The organism is Bartonella sp. B12(2025) (assembly GCF_053795135.1).
On the sequence record NZ_CP200031.1, the window covers coordinates 420,046 to 439,509 of the forward strand.

21 protein-coding genes are annotated in these 19,464 nt (G+C 37.9%); 10 read left to right on the top strand and 11 right to left on the bottom strand.

The window, feature by feature from the left end; all coding sequences use genetic code 11:
- Window positions 1-145: 145 nt before the first annotated feature.
- The 4 genes from rplI to rpsF all read right to left on the bottom strand — a co-directional run bounded on the left by rplI (window position 146) and on the right by rpsF (window position 2,560).
- Complete coding sequence (gene rplI / locus V3564_RS01755) at window positions 146-742, bottom strand: 50S ribosomal protein L9 (RefSeq protein WP_455481133.1); 597 nt, start codon at window positions 740-742, stop codon at window positions 146-148.
- Window positions 743-767: 25 nt separating this feature from the next.
- On the bottom strand, window positions 768-1,748 hold the full coding sequence (locus V3564_RS01760) for a hypothetical protein (protein ID WP_455481134.1): 981 nt from the start codon (window positions 1,746-1,748) through the stop codon (window positions 768-770).
- Window positions 1,749-1,904: 156 nt separating this feature from the next.
- Window positions 1,905-2,153 (bottom strand): 30S ribosomal protein S18, encoded by a 249-nt coding sequence (gene rpsR, locus V3564_RS01765; protein ID WP_455481135.1) that lies wholly within the window; start codon window positions 2,151-2,153, stop codon window positions 1,905-1,907.
- A complete protein-coding gene (gene rpsF, locus V3564_RS01770; protein WP_455481136.1) occupies window positions 2,153-2,560 on the bottom strand; it encodes a 30S ribosomal protein S6 in 408 nt (135 codons plus the stop codon). The genes rpsR and rpsF overlap by 1 nt, the downstream gene beginning before the upstream one ends.
- Window positions 2,561-2,905: 345 nt before the next feature.
- Between rpsF and V3564_RS01775 the strand changes: the two genes are divergently transcribed.
- The 7 genes from V3564_RS01775 to gmk all read left to right on the top strand — a co-directional run bounded on the left by V3564_RS01775 (window position 2,906) and on the right by gmk (window position 9,095).
- Window positions 2,906-3,493: an undecaprenyl-diphosphatase gene (locus V3564_RS01775; RefSeq protein ID WP_455481137.1), complete on the top strand. Its 588-nt coding sequence runs from the start codon at window positions 2,906-2,908 to the stop codon at window positions 3,491-3,493.
- A gap of 77 nt (window positions 3,494-3,570) precedes the next feature.
- Window positions 3,571-4,515, top strand: coding sequence for an ACP S-malonyltransferase (gene fabD, locus V3564_RS01780; RefSeq protein WP_455481138.1), 945 nt, complete (start codon window positions 3,571-3,573; stop codon window positions 4,513-4,515).
- Between the two features lie 20 nt (window positions 4,516-4,535).
- Window positions 4,536-5,273, top strand: a complete 738-nt coding sequence (gene fabG, locus V3564_RS01785; RefSeq protein WP_455481139.1) for a 3-oxoacyl-[acyl-carrier-protein] reductase — start codon at window positions 4,536-4,538, stop codon at window positions 5,271-5,273.
- Window positions 5,274-5,537: 264 nt separating this feature from the next.
- Window positions 5,538-5,774 carry an acyl carrier protein gene (locus tag V3564_RS01790; RefSeq protein WP_455481140.1) on the top strand — a complete coding sequence of 79 codons (237 nt, stop codon included), beginning with the start codon at window positions 5,538-5,540 and terminating at the stop codon, window positions 5,772-5,774.
- A 99-nt stretch (window positions 5,775-5,873) separates the two neighbouring features.
- Window positions 5,874-7,136 carry a beta-ketoacyl-ACP synthase II gene (gene fabF / locus V3564_RS01795; RefSeq protein ID WP_455481141.1) on the top strand — a complete coding sequence of 421 codons (1,263 nt, stop codon included), beginning with the start codon at window positions 5,874-5,876 and terminating at the stop codon, window positions 7,134-7,136.
- Between the two features lie 114 nt (window positions 7,137-7,250).
- Window positions 7,251-8,360 (top strand): endolytic transglycosylase MltG, encoded by a 1,110-nt coding sequence (mltG, locus tag V3564_RS01800; RefSeq protein ID WP_455481142.1) that lies wholly within the window; start codon window positions 7,251-7,253, stop codon window positions 8,358-8,360.
- A gap of 69 nt (window positions 8,361-8,429) precedes the next feature.
- Window positions 8,430-9,095, top strand: coding sequence for a guanylate kinase (gmk, locus tag V3564_RS01805; RefSeq protein ID WP_455481433.1), 666 nt, complete (start codon window positions 8,430-8,432; stop codon window positions 9,093-9,095).
- Window positions 9,096-9,142: 47 nt separating this feature from the next.
- On the opposite strand, the gene rsmA is transcribed toward gmk, so the two are convergent.
- The 6 genes from rsmA to lptF form a co-directional block, all read right to left on the bottom strand.
- Window positions 9,143-9,973 (bottom strand): 16S rRNA (adenine(1518)-N(6)/adenine(1519)-N(6))-dimethyltransferase RsmA, encoded by an 831-nt coding sequence (gene rsmA / locus V3564_RS01810; RefSeq protein ID WP_455481143.1) that lies wholly within the window; start codon window positions 9,971-9,973, stop codon window positions 9,143-9,145.
- Window positions 9,964-10,977, bottom strand: coding sequence for a 4-hydroxythreonine-4-phosphate dehydrogenase PdxA (pdxA, locus tag V3564_RS01815; RefSeq protein ID WP_455481144.1), 1,014 nt, complete (start codon window positions 10,975-10,977; stop codon window positions 9,964-9,966). The genes rsmA and pdxA overlap by 10 nt, the downstream gene beginning before the upstream one ends.
- A complete protein-coding gene (locus tag V3564_RS01820; protein ID WP_455481145.1) occupies window positions 10,977-11,933 on the bottom strand; it encodes a SurA N-terminal domain-containing protein in 957 nt (318 codons plus the stop codon). Before V3564_RS01820 ends, pdxA begins: the two co-directional genes overlap by 1 nt.
- A gap of 116 nt (window positions 11,934-12,049) precedes the next feature.
- Window positions 12,050-14,377, bottom strand: coding sequence for an LPS-assembly protein LptD (locus V3564_RS01825; protein WP_455481146.1), 2,328 nt, complete (start codon window positions 14,375-14,377; stop codon window positions 12,050-12,052).
- On the bottom strand, window positions 14,378-15,466 hold the full coding sequence (gene lptG / locus V3564_RS01830; protein WP_455481147.1) for an LPS export ABC transporter permease LptG: 1,089 nt from the start codon (window positions 15,464-15,466) through the stop codon (window positions 14,378-14,380).
- Window positions 15,463-16,653, bottom strand: coding sequence for an LPS export ABC transporter permease LptF (lptF, locus tag V3564_RS01835; RefSeq protein ID WP_455481148.1), 1,191 nt, complete (start codon window positions 16,651-16,653; stop codon window positions 15,463-15,465). Before lptF ends, lptG begins: the two co-directional genes overlap by 4 nt.
- Before the next feature lie 384 nt (window positions 16,654-17,037).
- On the opposite strand from lptF, the gene V3564_RS01840 reads away from it, so the two are divergent.
- Genes V3564_RS01840 through V3564_RS01850 form a run of 3 tightly spaced genes read left to right on the top strand, consistent with a single transcriptional unit; the run spans window position 17,038 to window position 17,917 of the window.
- Window positions 17,038-17,484, top strand: a complete 447-nt coding sequence (locus V3564_RS01840; RefSeq protein WP_455481149.1) for a DNA polymerase III subunit chi — start codon at window positions 17,038-17,040, stop codon at window positions 17,482-17,484.
- Window positions 17,484-17,648 (top strand): hypothetical protein, encoded by a 165-nt coding sequence (locus V3564_RS01845; RefSeq protein ID WP_455481150.1) that lies wholly within the window; start codon window positions 17,484-17,486, stop codon window positions 17,646-17,648. The genes V3564_RS01840 and V3564_RS01845 overlap by 1 nt, the downstream gene beginning before the upstream one ends.
- 5 nt (window positions 17,649-17,653) lie before the next feature.
- Window positions 17,654-17,917, top strand: coding sequence for a hypothetical protein (locus tag V3564_RS01850; RefSeq protein ID WP_455481434.1), 264 nt, complete (start codon window positions 17,654-17,656; stop codon window positions 17,915-17,917).
- Here V3564_RS01850 and V3564_RS01855 read toward each other — a convergent pair.
- On the bottom strand, window positions 17,914-19,203 hold the full coding sequence (locus V3564_RS01855; protein WP_455481151.1) for an MFS transporter: 1,290 nt from the start codon (window positions 19,201-19,203) through the stop codon (window positions 17,914-17,916). The genes V3564_RS01850 and V3564_RS01855 overlap by 4 nt on opposite strands.
- Window positions 19,204-19,464: the final 261 nt, after the last annotated feature.

The window sequence follows — 19,464 nt, forward strand, 5'->3', positions numbered from 1 at the left end:
CTAAAGATTGTTTTTCCAGAAGGATTCAGTTTTTTAATGATAATAACAACAAAACACTTAGCCTTTTAGGCTGAGTGTTTTATAATATTTAATGTATTAAACGACAGAAAAATAAAAAATGCAAGAAAGGTAATAAAAATAGCAATTAAGCCTCTTTATTAATACCGTTTACATCGTTTTCATTATTTTCTTCGTCCAATAGTTCTTCCTGATTTTCTTCTAACGTTTTTTCCTGAATATCATATATTTCTTCAGTAGAAGTAAGAGTTTTACCTTCTGCTTGGTGTTGTGCTTCACTGGCTGAACGTGCAACATTAATGATCACAGAAATTTGAACTTCAGGATGTAGGTTAAGAGTAATAGTATGAAGGCCGATAGTTTTTATTGGATGGTTAAGTTCAACTTGACTTCTCCCAATAGAAAACCCTTCAACTGTTATAATTTCAGAAATATCACGTGTTGATACAGATCCGTAAAGTTGCCCTGTTTCACCAGCTGAACGTATGACAATAAATGATTTATTATCAAGTTCTTTAGCAATTTTTTGTGCTTCACTTTTGCGTTCAAGGTTACGTGCTTCAAGTTGTGCACGCTGTATTTCAAAATGTTTTTTATTAGCTTCATTCGCACGTAAAGCTTTACCCTGAGGCAAGAGGAAGTTACGTGCATAACCGTCTTTAACTGAGATAATATCACCCATCTGACCAAGACGAGGAATGCGCTCAAGTAAAATAATATCCATAGTTTTTCCTTTCGAACAAATAAATTTAGTGAAGTTTTTTGCGTGATTGAAAGTTGTATTGAATAGCTGCCCAAATGCCCATCAAAAGCATCATAAAAGAAATAGGTGCAGCAAAAACAACGGTTAAAATGGCAATATAAACAAGAGAGAGTATAATGCTTCGACCGTTTATTCCTTTTGTAATATTATGAAGATATGCTAGACCACTGATTGATATAACGACAGTATATGCAGTGCTAAAGACACGCGTACTCAAATTAAGAGTAAAGCCCAATTCAAGCATTGATGCTATGCAGGCAACAATAAAAACAACAATTCCAGAAATTGGGAGGCGGAGAGTTTGACTCCAATCATCACGGGGTCTTTTTAGCCACTTCATATGTTGTGCTGCTATCACCGAAAAATAAAGATTGCCAATGAGAAAAATCAAACTATAAATGGTCAAGGCAATAGCTGTCAAAGTTGCAGCATTCATCATTAAAAGTTCGCTAAAAGCGAGTATATTAGTTTCCTTTATAGACTGTGATTGCTGCATAGCTTGTGCTATGTTTGCAGTGACTTTTTTTGCAATAATAGGCGTAGATGGAAGAGTTTGAATATAGAGCCCAATAAAGGTTGATATAAGAGCGATAAAGTTAGTTAAATGAAAAATGACTGACGATAATGGATACCATATCAGCGAATTTTCTTTTTGCGCTGGTCGTGCAAGTCCAAGAAGCCAAGAAGCGTAGACAGCAGGAAGAAAGAGCAATAACATAAAGCCAAAACTAATATAAACATTAGTGACTACAGCAAAAACAACAGTGGCGCTTATTAAGGCAACAAGGCTGGCTAATGTTCCTCGGCTGAATGCGACAGTAAAAATTGGAAGTGAAAGGAAGCAACCAAGAAGAAGCGAAAAGTAGGGTGCGATATTTGCGGCACTAATGATTGCCATGCCTATAACAACAGCAAACAGCCCTGCTAAAATACCCGTTACTATCTCATAAGTACGAAAGTTTCTCATTTATCGCTGTCCTGCCTTTTGCAGTTAGGGGCATTATAATACTCCAACTTTGGTTATTCTACATATCTCCGTATAGTATGCAATCAGATATGTTGCTGAACTATGCAAGAAAGGTAGCTGGGGGGATAGATACCCCAGCCGTATAGTATTTTGATATTATCTTATAACATATGGAAGTAAGCCAAGAAAACGAGCTCGTTTGATGGCAGTCGCCAATTCACGCTGTTTTTTCTGACTGACGGCCGTAATCCGTGAAGGAATGATTTTTCCACGCTCTGAAATATAACGCTGTAACAATTTGACGTCTTTATAATCAATCTTTGGAGCGTTTGGACCTGAAAACGGACATGTTTTGCGACGACGATGAAAAGGACGACGTGCTGCGGTTTGATTAACATCTGTCATTATTTTACTCCTTCCACGGCATCTTCACGTTGACGGCGCGGGGAACGAGGTCGCTCTTCATCTTGGCTAACGTGACTATTACGATCAAGACGCGAGAGCATAGCAGATTTCTCTTTTTCATGCTTTTCTACGCGAATGGTCATGTAACGCAAAATATCTTCATTGATGCGCATCTGGCGTTCAACTTCAGCAATTGCTTCAGTAGGTGCGTCAATATTAACCAGTACATAATAAGCCTTGCGGTTTTTGCGAATACGATAAGCGAGGGGACGAAGACCCCAGTTTTCTATACGCCCAACTTTTCCACCGTGCGCTTCAATAACACCTTTGTAAACATTCAAAAGCTCATCAATTTGTTGCGGCGCGATGTCCTGTCGGGCAAGAAACACATGTTCATAAAGAGCCATTGTTTTGCCTTTCTTCAATTAAACTTTACCGGTTTTAGCGCAAAGCCTCTGCGACTTGTCTTTTTTGGAAATCCAAAGAAGAAAGGACGCGTTTACAATTCGAGACATCCGAGAGCGGAGACACAGGAGGTCGGAAACATTGCGTCTCCTACTGGTTTTCAGCCCTCCGTTCAACCTCCAGCTAAAGTGCCGGTAACAAACATTTGACATTTACAGCTTATCTTTAAAAATAGCAAGTTTATGCACGTAAAAAAATGATTTATTGAATCTTGACATATTCTTTATGCGTTTCACTCTTTTACAAAGTGACGATGCTGTAAAGTTGTAAACATGAAGGAGAGAAGAATGGATTTTTTAAACCGGATTGATATTGCACTTTTAAAAATTTTTGCTGGCACTCATCAATCTTGGTCAGTTTTAGTTTTGTTTGGTATTTTTTGTGCAAAGTTTTTGATTTACGTTATTCCTATACATCTTTGTGCGTTATGGTTTTGCGGTGAAAATACAGAACGACGCTTAGTGCTAAGCATCTGCGTGAGCATTTGTATGGCTCTTTTTATAGGTTATCTCATTTCTCTTATTTATTTTCATCCGCGTCCGTTTGTTTTGGATTTGACGACACCCCTGATTAAGCATCGTGCAACAGCTTCTCTTCCTAGTAATCATGCCTTGACTATTGCATCTTATATGGCGAGTCTTTATTTTTATCGATACAAAGTTGCTTCTAAGTTTGCAGCAGTGTTTTTATGCTTGATCTGTTGGGGGCGCGTCTTTGTTGGTGTACATTATCCCTTTGATATTTTAGTTGGTATAATTTTGGGAAGTTTTATAAGTTGGGGCGTTATTCAATTTATAGCGCCATATTTTCCCAAGTTTTTATATAAAATTCCACCATTAAAATATAACTTTAAGAGAGATATTCGTTTTAAATAAGGTACTGTATCTTGATTTGTGCTTATGAATAAGATCAAAAGAAGATAATTTAATGGCACAGTTTTAGGAGTCGGTTAATGGTGGCAGCTTTTATTTTTCCAGGTCAGGGAAGTCAGCTTGTTGGTATGGGGAAAGTGCTTGCAGAGCAATTTGTTGCAGCACGGATGGTTTTTGAAGAAGTTGATGATGCCTTAGGTGAGAAATTAACAGATATCATTTTTGAAGGGCCAGCAGATATTTTGACGTTAACAGCAAATGCACAACCAGCATTAATGGCTGTATCCATGGCTGTGATTCGTGTGATGGAACAATTAGGGCTCAATATAAAAGAAAAAGTAAAATTTGTTGCAGGCCACTCTTTAGGTGAATATTCAGCTCTTTGCGCTGCTGGTGCATTTAGTCTTGCTGATACAGCAAGGCTTTTGCGCATTCGTGGAAATGCCATGCAGGCTGCTGTTGCTGTTGGTGAAGGCTCTATGGCAGCACTTATTGGGTTGGGTGAGCAGGATGTGGAAGAAATTTGCAAAACTGTTTCTGGAGAAGGAATATGTCAGATTGCTAATGATAATGGGGGAGAGCAATTTGTGATTTCAGGTAAAAAAAAGGCGATTGAGGCAGCAGTAGAGCTTGCGTCAAAAAAAGGCACTAAGCGTGCGCTTCTTCTTCCGGTTTCTGCACCTTTCCATTCGTCTTTAATGCAGCCTGCTGCTAATGCCATGGAAAATGCACTTTCGACTGTTAACAAAATGGCTCCTATTGTTCCTCTCGTTGCCAATGTTTCTGTTGCACCAGAGAATGATCCAGAGCGTATTGTTACGCTTCTTGTCCAACAAGTGACGGGGAGAGTGCGGTGGCGTGAAACGATAGAGTGGATAAGTGCTAATGGGGTTGATACGCTTTTTGAAGTTGGTTCTGGAAAAGTATTAACAGGTTTAGCACGTCGTATTAACAAGGATATAAAGGGATTAACGATAGGGACAGCTGAGGAAATAGAAACAGCACTACAAGTGCTTGGCGTTTAATCTATAAGGAGTCTGAAAAAATGTTTAAATTAACAGGTCGTAAAGCTCTTGTGACGGGAGCATCAGGAGGGATTGGTGAGGCAATTGCGCGTTGCTTCCATGCGCAGGGAGCAATTGTTGGGCTCCATGGAACACGTGAAGACAAACTTAAAGAAGTGGCAATAGACCTGGAAAAAAATGTTTTTGTATTTCCCGCTGATCTTTCTGAGCGTAAATCCATTAAGCAATTGGCTGAAGCAGCGGAAAAAGAAATGGATGGTGTTGATATTTTGGTTAATAATGCTGGAATCACCCGAGATGGCCTTTTTGTACGTATGCAGGATAAAGACTGGGATGATGTCTTGGCGGTCAATCTAACAGCTGCTTCTACTTTAACACGTGAATTGACGCACTCTATGATGCGGCGTCGCTATGGAAGGGTTATTAACATAACATCTGTTGTTGGGGTTGTCGGAAATCCTGGACAAACGAACTATTCTGCTGCAAAAGCTGGTTTGATAGGCTTTTCTAAAGCATTGGCGCAAGAAGTCGCTTCACGAAATATCACTGTCAATTGTATTGCTCCAGGATTTATTAATTCCGCAATGACAGAAAAACTTAACGAAAAACAAAAAGAAACTATTATGGCGAGGATTCCAATGAAGCGTATGGGAACAGGGGAAGAGATAGCTTTTTCTGCTGTTTATTTAGCGAGCGATGAGGCGGCGTATATAACGGGGCAAACATTACATATCAATGGTGGAATGGCAATGATTTGAGTATTTGCTTCATTCAACATTGATTTATAAGCCGTATTATTCTAGACGGTAATAAATGAAATGGAAAAATATATCCATTTCTCTAACATGGTAAGTTTATCAATTTATGTCGGAGTGTCAGATTGGTTCATTTTGCAAGGGATATCCACAGGATGTTTTAAATCGCTGCTAAAATCTTCAAAGTAATATATCTATTGCTTGATTAGATGACCCGATATGGCTAACCAAATTATAGGAAAACAATATAAATTCGAGGATTTCAACATGAGTGATACAGTAGAGCGCGTTAGAAAAATTATCGTGGAGCATCTTGGAGTTAATGCAGATAAGGTAGTGGAAAATGCAAGCTTTATCGATGATCTAGGAGCAGATAGCCTTGATACGGTTGAGCTTGTTATGGCTTTTGAAGAAGAATTTGGTATAGAAATCCCAGATGAGGCTGCTGAAACGATTTTCACAGTTGGTGATGCAGTAAAGTTTATCGATAAAGCTTCTGCATGATTATTAAAAGGCAAAAGCATAAAGTACTTTTGCCTATATTTTTTAGCTATTTTGAGAATAAAGCTTTGAGAGTTGAATCTCAATTTAAGGTTAGAGGTTATGAGACGTGTTGTTGTTACTGGTTTAGGGTTGGTTTCTCCATTAGCTGGTGATGTCGAATATAGTTGGAAGCGACTTCTTGAAGGGAGAAGTGGTGTTCGACGCATTACTGAATTTGATGTGTCCGATTTGCCATGTCAAATTGCTGCTCGTATACCCTTGGGAAATGGAACAGATGGTACATATAATGCTGATTTGTATATGGAATCCAAGGAACAGCGCAAGGTTGATGCATTTATTGTTTATGCAATGGCTGCTGCAGATCAAGCGCTTTCAGATGCTGAGTGGTTTCCTAAGAGTGATGAAGAGCAGATTTGTACAGGTGTATTAATTGGTTCGGGTATTGGTGGCATTGAAGGCATTGTTGAGGCCGGTTATACGCTTCGTGATAAAGGTCCACGGCGTATTTCTCCTTTTTTTATTCCAGGACGTTTGATTAACCTTGCTTCTGGCTATGTGTCTATTAAATATGGTTTGCGCGGTCCTAATCATTCAGTTGTAACGGCCTGTTCGACAGGTGCGCATGCAATCGGTGATGCAGCGCGTTTGGTTGCGTTGGGTGATGCAGATGTAATGGTGGCGGGAGGCACGGAATCTCCGATAAACCGAATGTCTCTTGCTGGTTTTTCTGCTTGTAGAGCGCTTTCTACTGGTCGTAATGATGATCCTGAACGAGCATCACGTCCTTATGATACTGATCGTGATGGTTTTGTGATGGGTGAGGGTGCTGCGATTGTCGTTTTAGAAGAGCTGGAACATGCGAAAAAACGGGGTGCTCGTATTTATGCTGAGATTATTGGCTATGGTTTATCTGGTGACGCTTATCATATTACCGCTCCTTCGGAGAGTGGTGAAGGTGCACAGCGTAGTATGATTGCTGCTCTTAAGCGTGCACAAGTAAATGTAAGCGATATTGATTATATTAATGCCCACGGAACCTCAACGATGGCTGATGTCATAGAGTTGGCAGCTGTTGAGCGTGTTTTTGGGCATTGTGCACCACAAGTATCCATGTCATCAACAAAGTCATCTGTGGGGCATTTACTTGGTGCAGCTGGTGCAGCTGAGGCTATTTTTTGTGTTTTGGCTATACGGGATAATATAGCTCCAGCAACACTTAATCTTGACAATCCATCAATTGAAACGAAAATTGATCTTGTCCCGCATAAACCGCGTGAACGAAAGATTAATACGATTCTTTCAAATTCCTTTGGGTTTGGTGGAACAAATGCGTCTTTAGTAATGCGGCGCTTTGGGGAATAATAAACATTTTTATTTATTTTTTCTGTTTCTGAGTTTTCTATTTTGTTATAAATATAATAAGTTTAACTGAGAGATTATAGTTATAGTACCTAAAAAGTATTGAGGTTGATAGTTATGTCCGATGTGAAAAATGAAAGATCGCTGAAGGATGTAAATAATCACTCTTTAAATCGTGTAATAGATAATAATGGTATGTTAGCACATAAGAAACGAAAGAAGTCGTTAGTCGTACGTAATCCTTTGGTCATTCTCGGTCATTTTTTTCTGATGCTAATTGTGGTTGTTATTTTGGCCATAAGCGTTCCTCTTTATATTGGAAAAAGTATTTTTGAAGGAAAAGGAATAGCGGAGGAAGAGCAAGTTGTTCTCATCTATCCTGGAACAGGAATTCGTGAAATTGCCTCACTACTTGGAAAATCTGGTCTCATTCGATCATCTGATGTTTTTGTTTATGGGGTTGGTTATCATAAAAAAACAACGCATCTTAAGGCTGGTGAATATTTAATTCCAGCGCATGCTTCGATGCGGGATATTATGGATATTCTTGTGAAAGGAAAATCTATTGAATATACGTTTACAGTGCCAGAAGGTTTAACGGTTCAACAAGTTTTTGATCGATTAGCTGCTAATGAAATTTTGACTGGGGATCTTCCAGAGGTTTTGCCTCCAGAGGGCAGTTTGATGACGGATACTGTTCGTTTTATCCGAGGAACAACGCGTAAAGAAATTATAAACAGACTGCGTGAAGGACAGACAAAATTAATTAATGCTATATGGGCTACTCGCTCACCTGATTTACCAATAAAGTCCATTGATGAATTTGTCATATTGGCATCGATTGTCGAGAAAGAGACAGGAGTTGCTGCAGAAAGACCAAAGGTTGCTGCGGTACTTTATAACCGTCTGGTAAAGCATATGCGTCTTCAATCTGATCCAACGGTAATTTATGGTCTCTTTGGTGGAAAAGGAATGCCATCCGGTCGTGCAATTTACCGTTCAGATCTTGAGAAGAAAACACCATATAATACTTATAAAATTGACGGTTTGCCACCAACAGCTATTGCAAATCCAGGTCGAGATTCTTTGAAAGCGGTGGCACATTCACCAAGAAGTGATGTGCTCTATTTTGTAGCTGATGGTTCGGGAGGGCATGTTTTTTCCAGAACTTTGGAGGAACATAATATGAATGTTCGTAAGTGGCGTGCGTTAAAAGCAACACATTAATTTTTTGAATTGTAGAAAACGTATTCTTGAAGTTTTGAAGAAAAATTTAAGAAAAAGTAGAACAGTATGATGACATTCTGTGAAGATGAATTGAGTACTAAAAAAATAGATCAACGTCGCGGTTTTTTATTTATTCTCTCTTCGCCTTCAGGAGCTGGTAAATCAACTATTTCTCGATTACTTTTAAAGGATGGACAATTAGAGCTCTCTATAAGTGTGACAACACGGCAAAGACGTCCTAGTGAGGTAGATGGTCTTCATTATCATTTTATTTCAAAAAAAGAGTTTGAACGTAAGCGTGATGGTGATGAGTTTATTGAATGGGCAAAAGTTCATGAAAATTATTATGGAACTTTACGTGAAAGCGTTGAAAATGCGTTGAGTGCTGGCCGAGATATGTTATTCGATATTGATTATCAAGGCACTGAACAACTTCAAAAAAAGATGCCAGGAGATACTGTATCTGTTTTTATTCTTCCACCATCAATGAAAGAGCTCGTTTCGCGTTTACATCGTAGAGCAGAAGATAGCCAAGATATCATTAATTTACGATTGGATAATGCACGAACAGAAATGCAGCACTGGCGCTCTTACGATTATATTGTCATTAATGAGGATCTAAATCAGTCCATGTCGCTTATTAAATCAATTTATTTAGCGGAAACAGCAAAACGCGAGCGATGCTCCTTTCTTGAACCTTTTATTGATGAGCTTATTGCTGAAAAGATTGATTAATATCCTTATTGTTTTGAAAAGGAGCAATGAGCAAAAAGTTATGCTTTTTAGATTATCAAATTAGCTAAAGTCACAAATTCGGAAATTGAAAGCGTTTCAGCACGGCGGGTTCCATCAATTCCAGCTTTTTCTAAAAGCATTTCTCCTCCAATAGTTTTGAGATTTTGACGAAGCATTTTTCGTCTTTGTCCAAAAGCAGTTTTTGTTACAAAGCTTAATTTTTGTGCGGAGCAGATGAGAGGCTGCGTTCGTGGAATGATATGAACAACGGAAGAAGTTATTTTAGGTGCCGGTATGAAGGCTTGAGGATGCACATCAAAAGCAATTTTAGCAGTGGTACGCCATCCGGTTAAGACACTAAGACGTCCATAGTGGGCGGATTGAGGTTTTGCGGTAATACGTTTGGCAACCTCACGTTGAAACATCAATGTCATTGATTCATAAAAAGGAGGCCATGGTTCAGTCAATAGCCAATTTAGTAAGAGTTGTGTTCCAATATTATAGGGAAGATTTGCAATAATGCGCGGTTTTTCTTGGTATGTTTTAAAGAGTTTTGAGAAATCTTGCTTCAGTGCATCATTACAAATAAGTTTTAGTTTTTGCGGATAGTGTTTTTCTATCTCTAGGAGAGCTGGTATACAACGCTCATCACGCTCTATCGCTATTACAGTGGCACCTTTTGCAAGCAAGGCGCGTGTTAGACCTCCAGGACCTGGGCCCACTTCAACCACAAGTTTTCCTTCTATATTTCCTGCTTGATGAGCAATTTTAGATGTTAAATTAAGGTCGAAAAGGAAATTTTGACCCAAGGATTTATGAGCCTGTAATTCATATATATCGATTACTTCACGTAGAGGAGGTAGGTTATCTATTGGCATGATATCAAACTATTTTCTGCAAGTTGATTTGCAAGTTTAAGAGCAGCAATAAAACTTTCGGGAGAGGCAATCCCTTTATCCGCAATATCAAAAGCAGTTCCATGATCTGGAGAAGTACGAATAAAAGGTAGTCCTAAAGTAATATTGACAGTAGTGTCAAAATCCAATGTTTTAACAGGGATAAGGGCTTGATCATGGTACATACAAAGGGCAACGTCATATGTTTTTCTTGCACATTCATGGAACATTGTATCGGAAGGAAACGGGCCTACAATATTTAATCCTTTATTTTTAAGATATTCAATAGCGGGAGTGATAATTTCAATATCTTCTTTCCCCATTGCACCTTCTTCTCCAGCATGAGGGTTGAGTCCAGCAACAGCTAGACGGGGTGAAGTTATTTTAAATCGCTTTCTTAAGTCATGTTTAGTAGTGAGTGCCGTTTGAATGATTAAATGACGAGTGAGGTGTGAAGGCACTTCTTTGAATGGAATATGAACAGTGACTGGTACCGTTTTTAATCGAGGTCCTGATAGCATCATAACCGGATGATAACGTTTATTGGAGGTTTGATGAGCCAAATCAGCTAAAAACTCTGTATGTCCTGGAAATTCAAACCCAGAATCATAAAGATTTTTTTTTGCAATAGGGCAAGTGACGAGTGCACACGCATGACCGCTTTGAATTAATTGAACACTACGTTTAATCGCTTCAATTATTCCAGCAGCATTATTCGGTGAGGGTAAGCCTAATTGATCGCTTTGTCGATTTTTTAACGGTATTACAGGAAGAGCGGCTTGAAAGTTTTTTGCAGGATTATCTGTTAAAACAGATTCTACCTCCACATCTATCTGTAAAAAATGAGCACGCGAACGAATAACATCTGGATCAGCAAAAAGAACAAAAGGTGGAATTTGACGCGTAACACGCAAACTCCACGCTTTTATCACTATTTCAGGACCAATTCCAGCAGGATCACCACCACTAACAACAAGTACAGCCATTATGAATTTTGAATACGCGCTACCTGCCGCAGTTCTTCTAAATATTTTTCGCTTAATTTTTCAAGTTTTTGCGAGCCGTTTTGCTTGTTATCTTGAATAGAAAATATCAACCGAGCTACATAATCATCGGAAACTCTTCTTATTTTGCAGACAGCAAGCGCTTCGATTCCATCAGATGTTTCTTGAAATTGGGTCATTTTTCCGGCAGGTGTTGCAAGAATAGCCTGTTCCCACGCACTGGGAAGCTGGGGTTCTAGAAACTTTCCTAGGTCGCGGATAGTAACATCTAAAATACCTCTTGCCTGTTTTTGAGCGTCAGTACATCCACGGAAATGTGCGCGGAAGTTATTTGCTTCTCTCAAGCGTCTTTCAAAGATTTCTGAACGACGACGTGCAGGAATGACAAAAATAATTCGCTGTAATGTATATTCATTGGTTGAAGGTTTTACACCACCATTTTTTAATATTCTGCGTACAGCTTCTTGCTCTGTAATCATACCACTTTCAGCTTGATAGCGTGCATTAACAAGACGACTCCATCCTATTTGTCCACGGATATAATCCTTAAAGTGTTGCACTGTGATATCATTTTGAATCAGAATCTGGTTGAGCTGATCAACGGCTATATTATTTTGCGCTGCAAAATTTTCAAAAGTACTCTCAACCTCATTATTGCTCACCTCAATATTACGGCGCTTTATTTCGGTATTTTTAAGTATCTCATTGATAAGTTCATTTTTCGCTTGCTCAGCAAGATTACCCTGTTTTTGTTGTAATCTAAGAAAAGCAGCGCGCCTTTGAATATCGTAATTTGTTATAGGATTGCCATTGACTGTAACAACAATGACAGTCTGTGCGAAAACTGGTGAAATTAAAGATTCATTTACCAGCAGGCTGTTTATGCTCAAAGGTGCAATACAAAATAAAGCAAGAATACGCTTTTTCAATTTATTCATGTAAATAGGCCTTCGCATTGTCTGTTAATTCCCATCGACTGCTTAAAATATACGTTTTTTTTCATAAAAACAATGATAAGTTGAATCACTTACACATTCTCTTTATAAATTTGAGTCTATCTTTTTTCCAAAGTCCGCAATGAAAGTGAAAAATTAAAGTTTTGCGAAAGTGTTTTTTTTCCTGGATTAGTTACCTGATGATAACTGAATGTTAGCCTTAAACATTCATCTATGTAATTTAAGCTGATTCCCCGCTTTACGAATGTACCAGATACTAAGTCGTAACTGGCATTGCTGTTAATAGACCAAGAGTTGGCCAGTTTAATACCGGTTTGAAAAGAAATCTCTTGGCGTTCTTTTGGATATTCATAATCTGGTTGGCTTTCTATATAAGCATATTGTATAGCCGCTTCCAAATTTTGCCATTTCTGTGATGCTTCAATTTCACTACGGCGGATTTCTCCTGTTTTTTTGTCAAAACGTCCACGAGCTTCCAGAGAAAAACCACTCTTATGGTTTGCACTAAACATTGCAACGTAGTCGGAACGTTTTGCTTCGAGGCTAGAATGAGTGCCTACACTAACAAAGTCCTTTTTTGCAAAAGAATTTCTTCCTGCGAGATGAAAGGATTGCCCAATAAGTCCATAAAAAGACCAATCATTGTTAAAACTCCCAGAATACCTTAGGCCTATATTAGCTCTTGTTCCACCTTCTACACGGTCATAACCGGAGAATTTATTACGTTGAAAGAGAGTTGTTGTGTCAAATACGAAGCTTTGTGCGTCTTCATTAGGGATTTGTCCGATATATCGTTCATTATTGCGTATAAAAATTTGTGCTGTTGGTTCTATAATATGTGTAGAGTTGTCAGATGTAATGAGGAAGGGATATCGTAATTCCAAACCTGCTGTTGCCATGCCGCGTATAGCTGAACCACGGATAGTGGAGGAGCCTTTTGCTATATGAGCAGTATGATTTTCGTGTGTATTTGTTGTAATTATATCAGCACGTAGAGAGAGAATAGGGGTTAATATGAGTCCATCACGCGTGTTAAAGCGCTTTTTCCACTCTACCTCGTTTGTGAAACGTAAACTATTTCCAGCTATACCAGAAAGTCTAGCAGCGTTGAGAGGGTGGCCATTCCAGTCGCTAGAATTGGAGTCACTATAAGGACGATAAATTGATTGCATATTGCTATGAAGAGTGAATTCTCCAGTATAAACTGACTTATCTGGTGTGAAAGAATAATCAATGCGGGGGAGAGCCCGCGCTTGCCGAGAGTGGTGTTCATAATAGGAGTTATTCAATGTTAAATTTTGAACTTTGAAATGGTAAAAGCGCATGTCAAAGTGGTTTTTACCTGCAAGACCCTTCAAATAAAGCTGAGAAGGTTGTGTTGGATTGCTGTAGTTTTCAAGTTTATAGGTACGGCTAAAATGTCGATCAGACTGTGCGACAATATCCCATCCATAAGTCCAGCGTGAATTAATACGAAAATCACCCTTTGTTGATAGCATATAACGTTTTTTATACTGTGCATCAATTGTATCATCGTCAAAGTTTTGTGGTTTAATTTGGTATATATGGGCAAAACGAATGTTGTAATTGCCCGTTTTCAAACGTTGACGCCATTCACCTTCGGTTAAAAGTCCTTGTTGGGTATAAATCGTAGAAGAAAGTGTGAAATCATAATGGGGAGCGAGATTCCAAAAATAAGAATTCTTTATGCCCATGCCGAGATAATCAGCATAAAAAAAATCAGGTGCAAGGAAACCGCTAACGCGTTTCACTTTCACAGTTGGATTATAGAGCTCAAAAGTTGGAAAATATATAATCGGTATACCAAAAACTTCAAAACGGCTATTTTCAAACCGAATTTTTTGAGTAGTGCTATTCCATATGATTTTTCTTGCTCTAATCTTCCACAGAACTTCTTTATCTGGTTTATAAATACAAGGTTCACATGCTGTATAGGTGGCATTGTTGAAGACTGTTATCTGGTTGTTGCTGCGTGTAGCATTTGCAGCTGAAAAATGGATATTATTTACTGTATTGATGCGTAAGGCATTAACAAAGCCTTCGCCCAAATCTTTTGTCATATCAATTTTGTTGGAATAAATTTTGCTACCATCTTTTTGGATAATTTCAACATTTCCTTGTGCTATGATTCGTCCTGTTTTTTGATTATAAGTAACTTTTTTAGCGATAACTTTATTACCATCATATTCGATTTGGACATTGCCTTGGGCAGAAACAGTATTTGCATCACGATTGTAGATGAGTTTATCTGCAGATAGTAAGAGAGGGTCTGCAGAATCTAGGGTATGATTTTGCGCGAGTGCATAACAGGATAAGGGGACACCTAAGATAAATCCAACAACATGTTTTAAAGTGAATACAGTTAATTTTGTTAAAATTATTCTCTTACCTGTTAATGCTTTCACTTAGCCATCCTCTTTGTGAAGTAAAAAAGAGATTCCAAAAAATAATGCAATAACAACTGGTGTCCAGGCTGCAATAATTGGTGGAATATGTCCAGCGTTACCAAAAGCCTGAACGAGTACGGAAATAACATAAAGCATGAATCCCGCTATTACGCCACCAAGAATCAACGTTCCAGATTGTCCAAAGCGTGTGAAGTTTAAAGATACAGTTGCTGCAATGAGAGTCATTGCTACAAGCAGTACAGGTAATGCAATCAAAGATTGCAAATACATATCCAATTTATTGGCAGAATAACCAAATGAACGTGCAATCATAATTTTTTTTGGCAATTGGTAAAGTGGGATAGTCGCGGGGTTTGTTAAACGTTCAGTTAAAAATTCGGGCTTTAGATTAGTTTTTATTTGAAATGCGGCAAACTTTTCAGGAGGATGTCCTATTTTATAGATTGTTCCGTTTGTTAACAGCCAAGCACCGTGTGTCAATTTTGCCTTTCTGGCATGAATCCAATTTTTGATTGTTGCATTGTCGCTGTATTGTACAAAGGTTGCATCGATAAGAGAAAGTCCTTGATCGGTGATAGATCTAGCACCAATGGTTGTTCTACCTGAATTTGTACGTTGTGTTAACCATGGGATACGCGTGTGAAGGGATGTCAATACATTATTACTGCGCCCCTCAGTCATCATTTTTTCTGCTTCAGAAAATCCCCATGCGGCAAGTGGGTTAATGAGAAGAATTGAAAATAATCCAAAAAGAAAAGCTCCAAAACAAGCAGGCATGAGAAATTGCCATGCAGAAACACCGATTGAACGGGTTACAACAAGCTCAAGTTTTCGATTAAGTGAGATCAACATTACCATTGCAGAAAAGAGTGCAATAAAGGGGATGAGTTGTTGCATGATAAAGGGGATACGTAAAACGGAGATGAAAAATGCATCTTTTGCCGTATAATGGGGAAGGTGAGATAGCCGACCAGCGTTTTCTGTAAAGTCGATTAAAAGAGCAAGAATAAAAATGCCCCCAGAAAAATAACAGGTTGTTTTAAGATAACGTATAAAAAAATATCGTCCAAGCGTCCACCCAATCATGATACCTCATCCGAGGGATATTGAGATTTTCGATATTCAAATTTGTTTAAAAATTTTTGAAAAGTTATTTGAATAACTTCGTTAAGCTTTGTGGGGATACGAATTTTATGATTTGTTAAGAGCATGAAAAAAATAAGCACGCTCATTCCTATAGGTATAACATAAAGAAGAGGAATGTATGCAAAACCGCTCTTTGCTTTTTCGGCGAAAAAATATCCTATCCAATACACCAGCAAGGAAAAGGCAATTGCAGAAAAGTTGGCCGATATTCGTGCTTGTCGATATGAGCGTGCATCTCCTGCTGCTGCTAATGCAATTAATGAAAAAACAATTGGATAGAGCCATTCTGTAAGTCTGCGGTGAAACTCAGCTCTATATTGGAGTGGTCCTTGCTGATAGTAAGGATCTTTCGGATCAGGATTTAGTAAATAAGAAAGAGGCCGATCTTTTGGATAAATAGTGGGCGTTTTATCGTTGGGGATGAATTCACTTAGGCTAAAAGTATACGAGCTGAACTGAACGATTGAAACGCTGTTATTTTGATGGTTGATCCTTTCTATTTCACCGTTATTGAGGATTAAAAAACTGCCATTCTTATTGTTTACAATTGATGCTTCTGCTGCATAATAAAAAAGATCAGTTTTAGGATTGCGCTGATCGACAATGAAAAGACGTTCAAGCGTTCCATTGGGATTCCGTTCGCCAATTTCTATGTAAAGGTTATTAGCTAGTTTTTGGAAGCTGCCTTCAGTAATGAAAAGATTAATAAGATCAAAGTGGGCACTTGCTAGCATTTGTCGCATATTAAGACGTGCTTGAGGAACAACAAAATTAGCTATAGAAAACGAGGCACATGATGCAATAATAGCGAGAAAAAGAATTGGTTTCCAAACAGTACTTTTGGGAAAACCAGAGGCACTGATGATAGCGAGCTCTGAGTCTCGATTCATTGCTGAAAGGGTGCTTGTAATTGCAATCACTAACGCAAATGGGATAACAAGAAAAATAACAGAAGGAACCAATGAGAGTGAAAACTGCAAGACTGTTAGAAGTGTTTGTCTACTTGTTGTGAGAAAGTTTATCCGTGCAAGGATTTGTACTGTCCAACTGATACCTATTGCTGCAATCATAACAGCACTAAACAGGACAAGAACACGCTTCAGGATGTAAAACTCAATAATACGCATAAATTGGGTAACATCCTCGATCTTTAACTAGAGAGTAGGTATTTTACACTGCCTTGGATTAAAAATATAGCTAAAATTTTAAAAATATTTTCATATTTATTGCGCACTTTTGCTAAATGTAGAGTATAATTAATACCATCTTATTATACCATACATTATATTCTAATTTCAACTGTAGTCTATAGAGAAGCTAGAAAACGAACTAAAACAAACCTTTTTATTAATTTAGAAAATAATGATTTATTTTATTCTATCTTTTAAAAAGCAATATGTATAATCGAAAAAAGAGGAAGTCCTTGTATTTTAAACCATTTCCTTTTGTGCTAGACGATAGAAGTTTCTCCAAAAAGATATTTTTTATAAAGTGTGATGAGGGCTAAGAAGATGGATATTTTGTTCTATCATTTGACGCAGTCAACGCTGGGAGATGTTTTGCCAATGCTTGTAGAACGTGCACTGGTTCGTTTTGGTAAGGTAACAATACAATGTGTGAGTAAAGAGCAACGCGATGCTATGGATACGCGTTTATGGGTTTATTCTGATGAAGCATTTATTGGACATGGAACTGAGTGTGACCAATATCCAAACTTTCAGCCTGTATTTCTTACCACAGGACAGGAAAATCCAAATGATTCAAAAATACGTTTCCTTATAGAGGGAGCGGCTTGCTCGGATATCGATGTTTATCAACGGCTTGTGGTAATATTTGATGGTCGAAATGATGAACAGTTGAATCTTGTTCGTGCACAGTGGAAAAAATATAAAATGGAAAATTATAATTTAACTTATTGGCAGCAGACTGCAGATCATCGTTGGGAAAAACAGGTTTAATGCGTGTAGCGTCTGTTATTTTAATTTTTATAGGATTGATGGGAATAGTGAATCCGGCACTCTTCATTGCAGAAGGATCAGGAGGAGGTCGTTGGGTTTTTATTATAATTTTTCTTTTAGGAGCTGTAAAGATGTGGCCTGTAATCACAAGAATTAAACGGTAATGATGATGATTATTGACCGTATTTTGCTTGTTTTATGGGCTGTGATGTTAGCTTTTTTTTGCGTTTCATGGTTGGGTTCAACGCATATCTTATCACGAATGTTTGCTGTCGCTTATATTAGCGATATCGCGGATATTTTATTCTTTTTTTTGAGTGCACTATTTGCTGGAATATTGTGGTGGAAAATTCCTCAACCAATGCCTTGGAAAATGAAGCTGACGGCATTTTTGCCGCCAGCACTTATTTTGTTCTTCTTTACTGTATTCTAGTTGGATATCTCGTCTTCTGTAAATCCAATGAAGCAAATTAGTGAAATAAAAGAAGAAAGAAGCAAATAATAACCAATATAAGAAGTACCAAAATGTTGTACCAGATATTCTGCAATATAAGGTGCGAGAGATGCACCTACGATACCAGATAAGTTAAAAGTTATAGAAGAGCCAGTGTATCGAATGGCTGTTGGGTATGGTGAAGCTAAAACAGCACCAAGAGGACTATAGATCATTCCCATAATTGATAAGCCAATGATAGACATTGCAAAGATTCCTATAATTCCAGAATTTAAGAAATAAGGAATTGCAAAGGAATAGATACCGGTAATTATTGTGATCAAGATCATCAGAGTTCTGCGTTTAATACGATCAGAGAGTTTTCCGGTTAGGACAGTAAAAATTCCGCAAAAAATAGCACCCACGACTTCTACTTGAAGAGCTTTATAAAATGGAAACTGCAGATGGTTTGTTAAATAACTTAACAAATATGTAGTGACCAGATAAAATAAAACAAATGTTGTCATACCAGAAAACGTACCAAGAAATAAGATTCGTGGGTATTTTAAAAAGACATCTATTATAGGAACTCGGACACGCTCTTTATGCTCGAGTGTTTTTTTGAATTCAACGGTTTCATTGATTGAAAGACGAACCCATAATCCCACAAGCATGAGAACAATTGAAGCAATAAACGGAATGCGCCATCCCCATGCTAAAAGTTCATCATGATCCAGGAAGTACAACAGACCTAGATAAACAACAATAGATAAGAATAAACCGATTGGAACGCCTAATTGGGGAAACATTGCATACCATCCACGCTTTTCTGGAGGAGCATTTTCTGTTGCGAGCAAAACAGCTCCACCCCATTCTCCTCCTAATCCCATTCCTTGTCCAATACGGCATAGCGTTAAGAAGAAGGGTGCAAACCATCCAGCTGTTTCATAAGTAGGAAGAAAGCCAATAAGAACTGTTGATATGCCCATCGTGAGAAGGGCGGCAATAAGTGTTGCTTTTCGGCCAACTTTATCTCCAAAATGCCCAAAAACAATTGATCCCAAGGGGCGCGAAAAAAAGGCTGCTCCAAAGATCAGGAAAGATTGCAAAATGGCAAGTTGATCATTTTGCATCGGAAAAAATAAATGGGGAAATATGAGAGCTGCGGCAGTTCCAAAAACATAAAAATCAAAGAATTCAATTGTCGGGCCAATAAGGCTTGCAAACAAAATTCGGCAAGGAGAATTTTTTTTACTTATACCTTGTATTCCTGAGTTTGTAGACATGAACAGAATGTTCCTTTCAGTATATGGCAAATTAAATTATGAAATTAACTTTTTATAATTATAAAAATTTCAAATTAGTGTCGAGTCGATATCGTTATTCTTCTAATGCATTAGAACAATAATTACAGCATAATAAACATAAATGACTGTACTATATATATTCAAGCTGAATGTAATAAAAACACTATTTCAGTATATCGTTTTAAATACTGTAGAAGATGGAAATATATCTCTATAAACGATGCAATCTCATAATTCTTT